This window comes from Bellilinea sp. (assembly GCF_034432615.1).
GTDB lineage: Bacteria > Chloroflexota > Anaerolineae > Anaerolineales > Anaerolineaceae > Bellilinea.
The window spans coordinates 1-8,405 of record NZ_DAOUBL010000051.1 but is presented as its reverse complement, the minus strand read 5'-3'; the positions used below and the strand labels follow the sequence as shown (position 1 = coordinate 8,405).

Sequence of the window (8,405 nt, the reverse complement as noted above, 5' to 3'; positions counted from 1 at the left end):
GAGCCGGGTCTTTTTCGACGTGTTTGCGGTATTCGTCAATGGTGGTGGCGCCAATCATGTGCAACTCGCCGCGTGCCAGCATTGGCTTGAGCATGTTGCCGGCATCCATGGCGCCTTCGGCAGCGCCAGCCCCAACAACCGTGTGCATTTCATCCACAAAGAGGATCACTTCCCCTGCGGCGCTGGTGATCTCATGCAGGACGGCTTTGAGGCGTTCTTCAAATTCGCCGCGGTATTTTGCACCAGCAACCAGCGTACCCATATCCAGCTGGACAATGCGCTTGTGCTTCAGACCTTCCGGCACATCTCCGTTGACAATGCGTTGAGCCAGGCCTTCCACAATGGCGGTCTTACCCACACCGGGGTCGCCGATCAAAGCCGGATTGTTCTTGGTGCGGCGGGAAAGGATTTGTATGACGCGGCGGATTTCCTCATCCCGCCCGATAACCGGATCAAGTTTGCCCTGACGCGCCATGGCGGTCAGGTCGCGCCCGTATTTTTCCAACGCCTGATAGGTCGCTTCCGGGTTTTGGGAAGTGACCCGCTGTGTCCCGCGCACGGCTGCCAGCGCTTTCAGGATCGACTCTTTGGTGATGCCGTATTGACTGAGCCGTCGTCCTTCGATGCTCTCGGTCAGAGCCAGCAAAATATGTTCCGTTGAAACATAGTCATCCTGCATCCCCTTGGCGTAGCGTTCGGCAGAACTCAGCACATCTGCAGCCGGACGGGAAAGTCCGACTTCTCCCCCAGCGCCATAAACTTTGGGGCGTTTTTCCAATTCCTGGGTCAGCTCTTGCCGAATCGCCAGCACACTGCCAGCAATGCGGGTGATCACCGCGGGTACAACCCCGTCCTCCTGCTGAATTAAAGCCAGCAGTAAGTGAGCCGGTTCGATGGCTTGATGATTCAAGTCCTGCGCCAGTAGTTGCGCCTGAAAAATGGCTTCCTGGGCTTTTTGAGTGTATTTTTCCAGGTTCATTTCAACCTCCTGATAACTCCATGATTTTTAAAATTACCAATAAATCCCTTGCGGGTCTATAATGGCTGTAATCATGCTATGCTTCTAATGTTAGATTCCTGTCGGCAAAATATTAGAGAATGTTAAGAAATGACCTGTCTTTGCTCTGTTTTACCGGTATACTTTGATTTTAACGTGAGTTTGGGATAAGATAAAAATATTGTAGGCAATGCCAATGCCCACCTGCATCTCCCCCAAAATCGCCACTGCGATTTTGGGGGAGGCAGGAGGGGGATGAAAATTCGAAAGTTGATGTAAAAATGATTTATCCCGAATTGACGTTTATTAAGAACAAAGAGGTTTGGAACAAGATGGAAACAATCTCGTCTTGTCTGATTTACTGGCTGGGAGAAGTGGAATATCAGCAAGCCTGGGACTTGCAAAATTTGCTGGCGGAGCAAATTGCCGCTGGAAAACAGCCGCCCAGTCTGCTTTTGCTGGAACATCCGCACACCTATACCATTGGACGGCGCGGCGGACGTGAGCATATTCTCTGGTCAGAGGAAGAAATTAAGCGGCGGGGCATAGCCGTTTTTGAGGTGGACCGCGGCGGTGATATTACCTATCACGGGCCGGGTCAACTGGTGGGCTATCCCCTCTTACCGCTGGCTTCAGCAGGCTGGCAGGGCGAACGTCTGCCGCAAGCCGATTTTGTCGGTTATGTGCGAAAACTGGAAGAGGTTCTCATCCGGACGCTGGTGTATTACGGAATTGAAGCTTATCGCCGCGAAGGGCTGACCGGCGTTTGGGTGAATAAACCAGCCGAAGAAGTTTCATTGCCGGTGAAAATTTCCTCGATTGGAGTCAAGGTAGATGCGAAGGGTGTTTCCCGGCATGGGTTTGCGTTGAACATTCAGCCGGAAATGGTTTACTGGCAGGGCATCATCCCCTGCGGATTGGATGGTGTGCAAATGACAGCCATGGCTGAGTGGCTTTCTCCCTGTCCATCCGTTCAACAAGTGGCGCAAGAGGTCAGCCGGTTCTTTGAGGCGGTGTTTGGTTGTGCGGCTGAATGGCAAACCGCTTTACCGGCAGGTTTATACCGCTGATTTGGCAATCACCCGTACGACCAAAGGGCGGTTGAAAGTCTTCTCAAAGGCTTCTAAATGAGATTCAACGCCCCATTGCTCTAACTGGCAGTCCTGATCGGAAAACATTTCCAGGATGACTTCTTTCTTATCTCCGGACACAAAACGGGCACGGTGTACGGCGCCGATGTGACTGCGGTCAAGACTTTCAGCCAGCCGCAGGATCATGCCCAATACCTTTACGGCTGTTTGTGAGTCTTTATCCAGTGCGGCAAATTCCGGTTCTTTTTTACTCGGCAGCGCTTTGCGGTGATGCAAACTTGCCAGCGCCATAATGGCGATTTCTTTCTGATCAAAACCGAGCAGGTCGGCGTTGCGAATCAGGTAGTAGGTGTGCATCTGGTGGTTTTGGTAAGAAAGAAACGCGCCGATATCATGCAGTAATGCGGCATATTCCAGCAGTTCCCGTTCCCAACGGCCTAAGCGATGCAAGCCAATTTGATACCCTGAATCATACAACTGCAAAGCAAGGCGGGCAACATGGCGGGCGTGCGGCTCATCAAAGTTGACCGTGCGCGCCAGATGCAGCACAGAGCGTTCGCGTACGGTCATTTGACCCAGCATGAGCGATTGATCGGTGCGGGAAAGATAATCAATCAGCAGGCCGTCCCGCAGCCCGCGTTCACTGGGACGGAAGGAAGGCAGTTTGAGTTCTTCCATGATGGTATCAATGATAGCTGCCCCGGCAATAATAATGTCTGCCCGCTCAGGGTTTATACCGGGAATCTGGCGGCGTTCTTCCAGGTTGGCCTGACAAAGAACCTGAATGACTTCTTTGAGTTGGGCGTGGGTGATTTCATCCTCGCGCTCCAGTTTGCGCTTGAAAAAGCGGTGGGCGGCGATGTCTGCCAGGTTGAGGATTGTGCCGGAAGAGCCATAAACCACATCAATCTTGTACGGCTGAACGCGCTGAACGGTGCGCACTATGATGTTCCGGACGTAATTTTGAATCAGGGCATAGCGAATAGGGGAGATGGGTTCCTGTTCGTTGGGCAGGAAGAACATGGTGGTCAGGCGGATGGCTCCCAGTTTTAGCGAATCGAGCAGATGATACTGTTGTCGGTCACCCACGATAATCTCGGTACTGCCGCCGCCAATATCAATGAATAATGCCTGCCGATCTGCCAGGTGAACACCCGAAGCCACACCCAGATAAATCAAACGGGCTTCTTCCAGACCGGAAATGGCGCGTACATCCAGACCGGCTTCATCCTTCAGGCGCTGAATAAACTCGCTTTTGTTGCTGGCTTCGCGAGTAGCCGATGTGGCTACGGCAATGATTTCTTCCGCCTGACGCTGACGGGCCAGTTCGGCAAACTTTCGGCAAACGATGATAGCACGCTCCATGGCTTCGGGTTGAAGGGTTTGTTCGATAAATTCGCCCTCTCCAAGGCGGACGACTTCTTTTTGGGCGGTCAGCACCTGATAGGTTTTATTCGGGTTGATGCGTACCAGCAAAAGGCGGATGGAATTGGTGCCAATATCAATAAATCCCACCACCCGGCTTTTTGGGGGAATTTCAGGATTCTCCATTTTTCTCCTTTTCCTCTTGCTTGTTTTCTTCGGCGGGGTGCGTTTCAGCGGGGTTATTGTCCAGCAGATGGGAAATGGACACCCTCTGGCGCAGTTTATCCCACAAATTTTCCTGCTGCCATTCCTTCCACGAGTCCACAAATTGATGGTAGAGGGACTGCCGTTCTTGCTGGCGGAGTTCACGGTAAAAAAGCAGACCCGGCAGCAGCCGTTTGAACGGGCGGGCATGCCCAAAATAGTCCACCGTGCGCTGGCGTTCCTCTTCAATGAATTGCGGCAGGTATTCAATCCAGACATCGGCATCGTGAATCGCGCCCAGCAAGTCCTGACATTGGCGCAGGGATTTGACGAATTTTTTCAATTCATCTTCATACAGGGGGGCAAAGAATTCCAGCGTGTAACGCAAATGTTTGCCGGCGATCCGCATGGCGTGCAGTTCGGCCACACATTCCGCTTGAAAAACATACGGCTCAAAGGCGAGAAACTCGTCCAGCCGGCATTGAATGTGCTCATCTGCCAGTTTTCGTAATGCCGGATCTTGTAAATCCAGTTGATTTTTGTAAATTTTAAAAGGGGCAAGTTTCTGAGTAATCTCCGCCACAAGGGTATCTTTTTCCAGACGGCGCAAGGCTTTGAGAACGTCCTTTTGCAGTTCGCGGCGGCGCTGCCGCATCCGCAGCAACAGTCGGCGCACGCCAGCCCTTTCCGGCGGGGTCAGACGATTGACCAGATCGGTCAAGTGCTCGATTTGAACATCGGTATCGCGTGCGGCGCCCAGCGCACGGGTGATGGCGCGGATGCGTTTGCGCCAGTTTTCGTGGCGCCGCGGGGCAAGGAAAGGTCCGAAGATGGGCAAGGCGCTGCGCATACGGCGGGTGGCAACCCGCATGCGGTGGACGGCTTCGATGTCCTCTGCTTTTTTGACACCTTCAATTTCATCCACCATGGCGCTTAACTGATGCAGGATGATGGACGAACCAAATATTTGAATATTGGGGCTGACGGGAGATTTTGGCATGAGGGCACCTCGTTCTGCTGACTATTCCTCATTATAGCATTTTACGAGGGGCTTTAAGAAGGATGAGAAAACCCCCGCAGGTGCTCCGCGGGGGGATAGCCTTTGTAATTGGGTTGAGACTTTACACGTTGGCGTCGTCTTCGTCCATCCCGTCAATCTCGAACAATTCACCGGTTGCACTGAAGACGGTGCGTTCACAAATGTTCGTTACCCGGTCGGCTAAGCGTTCCAGATTGTGGATGACCCATAGCATCAGGTTGGTATGATCAATCAGATTGGGGTTGGCAATCATGGCTTCAATGATTTTTCGGTAAGCCTGATTGAACAGTTCATCTACCTGATCATCCTCTTTGGGAATGGCTAATGCCTGAGAGGAATTTTCTGAAATAAACGCACCCAATGCGCGGTGCAGCATGCTGACGGCAATCTCCGCCATTTTTTCAATTTCCTGAATGGGGATGACTACTTCACCTTCGCCAAGGCGGGTAACCACTTTGGCGATGCCTTTGGCGTAATCTCCCATCCGTTCCAGTTCGGTGTTGACTTCCAGCATGGCGGTCATCCCGCGCAGGTCGCGCGCCATCGGCTGCTGAGTAGCCATCAGGGTAATAATGGCATTTTCGATAGCAAAGCGTTTTTCGTTGATCACCTGATCCTGTTCAAAGATGTCGTGGGCCAGCTGAGTATCACGGTTTTTCAAAGCCTGAACGGCGGAGAGGGTGGCTTGCTCCACCATGCTGCCAAGGATGAGGATCTCGTCCTGGATCTGGTTTATCTGTCGGATAAGGGTATCGCGTGGCATGGGAAAGCCTTTCCTGGAGTAAGTTTAGCCAAAACGGCCGGTGATGTAGTCTTCGGTGCGTTTGTCTTTCGGGCGGGTAAAGATGAGGTCGGTACGGTCAAATTCGATGACCGTTCCGGAGCGTTCTTCGTTACCGGTAAGCATCATCATTGCCGTGTAATCGGAAACGCGGGCAGCCTCTTGCATGTTATGGGTGACAATTACAATTGTATAATTTTCTTTCAGTTCTCGCATCAAATCTTCGATCTTGAGAGTGGCGATGGGGTCCAATGCCGATGCAGGTTCATCCATCAAAATCACTTCGGGTTTGATGGCAATTGCCCGGGCAATGCACAGGCGCTGCTGCTGCCCGCCGGATAGAGATAGACCGCTTTGATCCAGTTTATCCTTCACCTCGTCCCATAAAGCTGCACCACGCAAAGCCTGTTCTACCAGGTCATCCAGTTCCGATTTTGAGCCGCGAAATCCGTTGATCTTCAACCCCCAGGCGATATTTTCATAAATGGATTTGGGAAAGGGGTTTGGTTTTTGAAAGACCATGCCGATTCGCCGGCGCACTTCCACAGGGTCAATGGAGGGATCGTAAATGTCTTCACCATTGAAGAGGATTTTACCCTCTGAGCGCGCGGAAGGCACCAGTTCGTTCATGCGATTAAAGGCGCGCAGCAGGGTGGATTTACCACAGCCCGACGGCCCGATGATCGCCGTAATCTGGTGACGATGTACTTTGAAGTTCACATCTTTTACGGCCAGAAAATTCCCGTAGTAAATGTTTAGATTTTGCGTTTCCAGAATGTAATGATTGTTGTCCATTGCAATTTTATGCTCCCAGTTATTTTACCACCGGATGATCAGGCGGTTTCGCAGCCAGATAGCCAGAGCGTTCATGGAAAGCAAGACAACCAGCAATATTATAATGCCTGCAGCTGCTAACCCATGAAAGGATGATTGAGGCAGTGAGACCCAGTTGAAAATTTGAATGGGCAAGACCGTGAAGATGTCAAATGGCCCTTTTGGGTCGAAGGCGATATAAGTTAACGCCCCAATGGTGATCAGGGGAGCCGTTTCTCCGATGGCGCGAGACATGGCTAAGATAACCCCGGTCATAATTGCCGGAGCGGAATAAATCAGGACATGATCGCGGGATACTTCCCAGTCAGTTGCTCCCAGTGCAAGAGCAGCCTGACGAATAGAACGCGGAACAGCGCGAATCGCCTCTCGGGTGGTGACAATGATGATGGGAAGTACCAGCAAAGCCATGGTCATTGCCCCTGCAATGAGGGTGCGTCCCAGTCCCAACTGACGGACAAATAGCCCCAATCCAAGTAAGCCGTATATAATGGATGGAACTCCTGCCAGATTTGCCACATTAATTTCTATGAAGCGGGTGATGCGGTTTTGAGGGGCAAATTCTTCAAGGTACACGCCTGCACCAATCCCAATTGGAACAGCCATAGCCGCAGTGAGTACCATCAACCAGATTGAGCCTTGTAAGGCGGAACGTAAACCGGCTTTTTCCGGAAAGCGGGAGGGAAACTCAGTGAATAGCCGTGTGCTTAACCAGGGTAAGCCATCAAAAAATACATCAATGAGGAGGGTTAGCAGCATGGCAATTCCCAGTAAGACGGCGAAAAAGGCAAGAATTTCGAAAATTTTGCCTTTGATCTTCCGTATTGAAAGATCACGCTCAAAGTTCACATCTCTTATTAAGGTGGTGGTACTCATTCGTATCTCTCCCTGAAGCGTTTGGTGATGAAGTAGCTGACGATATTCATGACCAGGGTCATCACAAACAGCAACATTCCAACGGCAAAGATGGTTTTGTAGGCAATACTCTGATGAGGGGTATCTCCCAAACTGACTTGCACGATGTAAGCAGTCATGGTTTCGATGGATTCAAGCGGGTTGAGGGTCAACTTGGGCTGCTGTCCGGCAGCAATGGCTACGATCATCGTTTCACCAATGGCGCGTGAAACTGCCAGAATAAACGCCGCCGCCACACCGGAAAGAGCAGCCGGTAAGACCACCTGCGTGGCTGTTTCGAACTTGGTGGCTCCCATTGCATAGGCTGCTTCGCGCAACGAGCGGGGTACTGCCGAAAGCGCATCCTCCGATACAGAAGCCATGAGCGGTAAAATCATAAAGCCCATGGCAATGGATGCACTGGCGGCGTTGAAGATTTGAGTTTGTGGGAACAGGTCGCGCAGTATGGGTGTGATAAACAAAAGCGCAAAATAACCATACACAACAGTAGGAATGCCGGCCAGAATTTCGAGTATTGGTTTTAAGATTTTGCGCAATCTCTCCGAGGCATATTCACTGAGAAAGATAGCAGCCAGTAAACCTAGTGGTACCGCAACCAGCATTGCACCGGCTGCCACCAGCAAGGTGCCGTTGACAAGGGGCAGAACGCCAAATCGTTTTGAGGCGAACAACGGTGTCCAGCGCGTATCGGTGAAAAATTCGATGATAGAAACTTCCTGAAAGAACAACACTGTTTCTTTGAGGAGTTCGTAGATTATTCCTGCAGTCGTACCCACAGAAACGAATGCAAAGATGAAAGTAAGCGCCCTTACAAGCACTCTTTCGCGGTTGCGCTTTTGGTGGTTCAGGGAAACCAGGGATTTAATTGTGGTAGTCATCTTTTCCCTCTTTGACACAGGGAATGGGACGAGTGGTATCGTCCCATTCCCGGATAGTAAGAACCTTCCAAATCTTATTCTTTGGCAAGTAAATCGGCCAGTGATACGCCGACGGTCGAACCTTGACCTTCAAAGATGGAACCGGTTACGCGGTTATCATAGCGTTTTTGGGCCAGGGCGTAAATTTCATCCGTGAGAGGAATATAACCAACCTCAGCAGAAAGTTTGCCTGCGTTTTTGAGGTAGAATTCAATGAACAGGCTGATTTCATCTTTCTGATCCACCCGGGCGCGGTTCACGTAGA

The 8,405-nt window shown here is 51.3% G+C and carries 8 protein-coding genes and 1 pseudogene; 1 reads left to right on the top strand and 8 read right to left on the bottom strand.

Annotated elements, in window-relative coordinates:
• On the bottom strand, positions 1–979 hold a 979-nt coding region (locus VAE48_RS02965; RefSeq protein ID WP_322791826.1), incomplete at its 3' end, for an ATP-dependent Clp protease ATP-binding subunit.
• 350 nt (positions 980–1,329) lie between these two features.
• Between VAE48_RS02965 and lipB the strand changes: the two genes are divergently transcribed.
• Positions 1,330–2,067: a lipoyl(octanoyl) transferase LipB gene (gene lipB / locus VAE48_RS02960; RefSeq protein ID WP_322791825.1), complete on the top strand. Its 738-nt coding sequence runs from the start codon at positions 1,330–1,332 to the stop codon at positions 2,065–2,067.
• On the opposite strand, the gene VAE48_RS02955 is transcribed toward lipB, so the two are convergent.
• The 7 genes and pseudogenes from VAE48_RS02955 to VAE48_RS02925 all read right to left on the bottom strand — a co-directional run.
• Positions 2,056–3,639 (bottom strand): Ppx/GppA phosphatase family protein, encoded by a 1,584-nt coding sequence (locus tag VAE48_RS02955; protein ID WP_322791824.1) that lies wholly within the window; start codon positions 3,637–3,639, stop codon positions 2,056–2,058. The two genes, lipB and VAE48_RS02955, sit on opposite strands and share 12 nt — an antisense overlap.
• Positions 3,626–4,657: a CHAD domain-containing protein gene (locus VAE48_RS02950; protein WP_322791823.1), complete on the bottom strand. Its 1,032-nt coding sequence runs from the start codon at positions 4,655–4,657 to the stop codon at positions 3,626–3,628. Before VAE48_RS02950 ends, VAE48_RS02955 begins: the two co-directional genes overlap by 14 nt.
• Positions 4,658–4,778: 121 nt before the next feature.
• A complete protein-coding gene (phoU, locus tag VAE48_RS02945) occupies positions 4,779–5,459 on the bottom strand; it encodes a phosphate signaling complex protein PhoU (RefSeq protein WP_322791822.1) in 681 nt (226 codons plus the stop codon).
• A 24-nt stretch (positions 5,460–5,483) separates the two neighbouring features.
• Positions 5,484–6,272: a phosphate ABC transporter ATP-binding protein PstB gene (gene pstB, locus VAE48_RS02940; RefSeq protein ID WP_322791821.1), complete on the bottom strand. Its 789-nt coding sequence runs from the start codon at positions 6,270–6,272 to the stop codon at positions 5,484–5,486.
• Between the two features lie 24 nt (positions 6,273–6,296).
• Entirely contained in the window at positions 6,297–7,184 is an 888-nt protein-coding gene (gene pstA, locus VAE48_RS02935) for a phosphate ABC transporter permease PstA (RefSeq protein ID WP_322791820.1), read from the bottom strand.
• Complete coding sequence (pstC, locus tag VAE48_RS02930) at positions 7,181–8,101, bottom strand: phosphate ABC transporter permease subunit PstC (protein ID WP_322791819.1); 921 nt, start codon at positions 8,099–8,101, stop codon at positions 7,181–7,183. Before pstC ends, pstA begins: the two co-directional genes overlap by 4 nt.
• 74 nt (positions 8,102–8,175) lie before the next feature.
• Positions 8,176–8,405 (bottom strand): annotated as a pseudogene (locus tag VAE48_RS02925) (protein sphX); the annotation flags it as partial.